The sequence below is a fragment of the Acinetobacter sp. 228 genome (genome assembly GCF_048147885.1).
Genome location: NZ_JAYWYV010000076.1, coordinates 1 through 2,207, shown reverse-complemented (window position 1 = coordinate 2,207; position 2,207 = coordinate 1). Strand labels below are relative to the sequence as shown.

At 38.9% G+C, this 2,207-nt stretch carries 1 protein-coding gene and 2 pseudogenes; 1 reads left to right on the top strand and 2 read right to left on the bottom strand.

The genetic code is table 11. From position 1 onward, the window contains the following. Positions 1-354 (bottom strand): annotated as a pseudogene (locus VXQ92_RS15945) (hypothetical protein); the annotation flags it as partial. A gap of 77 nt (positions 355-431) precedes the next feature. Between VXQ92_RS15945 and VXQ92_RS15940 the strand changes: the two are divergent. After that, positions 432-1,640 carry an IS256-like element ISAba26 family transposase gene (locus VXQ92_RS15940; protein WP_005202188.1) on the top strand — a complete coding sequence of 403 codons (1,209 nt, stop codon included), beginning with the start codon at positions 432-434 and terminating at the stop codon, positions 1,638-1,640. A gap of 34 nt (positions 1,641-1,674) precedes the next feature. Here the strand turns inward: VXQ92_RS15940 and VXQ92_RS15935 are convergent. Next, a pseudogene (locus VXQ92_RS15935) lies at positions 1,675-2,207 on the bottom strand (hypothetical protein); the annotation flags it as partial.

The window sequence follows — 2,207 nt, the reverse complement described above, 5'->3', positions numbered from 1 at the left end:
TTGCTCTGCCCAAATTGCATTGAATGAGCAATTCGACCAGATACCCGCTGTTAAACCGTACTGCATATATTCAAGAATAATATTATTAAAGACGCACTGATAAGCTTCTTTAGCAAACAGCACAGGGTATTTACCCCATTGCCATGAGCAGTTGTCAAAATATGCAGTAGTACTTTGTTTAGAATCAACATCAGCAATATAAAACCCTGCATTTGATGCACTAATTGACATCAAATTTTGGACACGGAACGAGACCGTTGCATTCGATAAATATACTTGATTGTAAAACCCAGAAATATTTGCATTTGAAAGTGTGAAGTTATAACCATCAACTTTTAAACCCGAAATATTTTCTGGGGACTGTTCTAAATTTTGTGTAAGTACTTAATTTTCATTTATCCTTCAGAGGATAATTACAAAAGGTACTTCACATGGATGAAGCAACAATCAAAAGTATGGCTGCCGAATTGGCTAAAGGTCTAAAAACACCAGAAGACTTAAACCAAATGACAGCAGTCTTTAAAAAATTCATGATTGAAACTGCACTCAATACTGAACTTTCAGACCATCTCGGTTATGAAAAGCATCAGTCCAGGAAAGGCTCAAATAGCCGTAATGGGTTTAGTTCTAAAACCATTACAACTCAAGATGGACAACTGGCTTTAGATATTCCCCGTGATCGAGAAGGTTCATTTGAGCCACAAATTATCAAAAAGCACCAAACACGCATCACCAGTATGGATGACCAAATCCTCTCACTGTATGCAAAAGGAATGACTAATAGGGAAATTGTAGCCTTCTTCAAAGAAATGTACGATGCCGATGTGTCAGCATCTCTCATCAGCAAAGTTACCGATGCTGTGATTGAGCAAGTGACTGAGTGGCAAAATAGAGCCTTAGATAGCCTTTATCCTGTTGTCTATCTTGACTGTATTGTTGTCAAAGTCCGTCAGCACTCCAATGTGATTAACAAGTCCGTATACCTTGCTTTAGGCATCAATATGGATGGGCAAAAAGAATTACTGGGTATGTGGATTGCTCAGACAGAAGGTGCCAAATTCTGGCTGTCAGTCATGACAGAGCTAAAAAATCGAGGAGTACAGGACATTCTTGTTGCCTGTGTAGATGGATTAAAAGGCTTTCCTGACGCGATAGCCTCTGTTTACCCTCATACTGATATTCAACTGTGTATTGTGCATGTTGTACGCAATAGCCTGAGATTTGTAAGCTGGAAAGACTACAAGGCTGTTACGTCGGGTCTGAAAGCGATTTATCAGGCAAGTACAGAGGAAAATGCTTTAAAGTCCCTAGACATCTTCTGTGATCAATGGAATCACCAGTATCCCAAAATTGGAGAATCCTGGCGGGCCAATTGGGAAAATATCCGAACGATCTTTAGCTATCCAGCCGAAATACGTCATGCGATTTATACAACAAATGCGATTGAGTCGTTGAATAGCGTAATACGCCATTCAACGAAGAAAAGGAAAATCTTTTCATCTGATGACTCAGTAAAGAAGGTCATTTACTTAGCAACATCAAATGCTGCGAAGAAATGGACGATGCCAATTCAAAATTGGCGTTTAGCAATGAATTGGTTTACGATTCAGTTCGATGATCGATTAAAAGATCATTTATAAAAAATGGAACTTACACAAAATAATTTACAGGCTCATTTTCTGAAACACCCTCACTTACTAATTGCAAATCTCTTACTTCGGCGCCCACGTTAATAAATGCCACATTATTAAGAAGGGTATTTGAATTTGAATAATCACCTGGTCTTACCTTTAGAGAGTTCATTGCATACGCAGTGGCATTTTGTCTACTAAATCCACCTCCAACAATCCCTTTACCCTTGCAATCAACTTGTTTATTGATGCGATATTCAACTTGTCTGTTAGCAAGATAAATATTCGAACCTGTGTATGGACTCAACGCACATCGAATAAATGCGTCCGCATCGTCATAATTTGGGTCGTCACCCAGACCGCCAAAATCATCAATTGTTGGAAAAGCAACTGTGATTTTCACCCAATTCCCGCCATTTGCAGCAACAACAATATAACCGTCTGGAACTTTTGAACTATCAGCACTAAATACAAAAGTTCCTCCCCCTAAATGTTTATCTTTTATCACAGATCGTACATTTACGGTGCGGCCTGGCCATGGCAATGTAGTAGCTAAATCATCAATACAATCTAAAG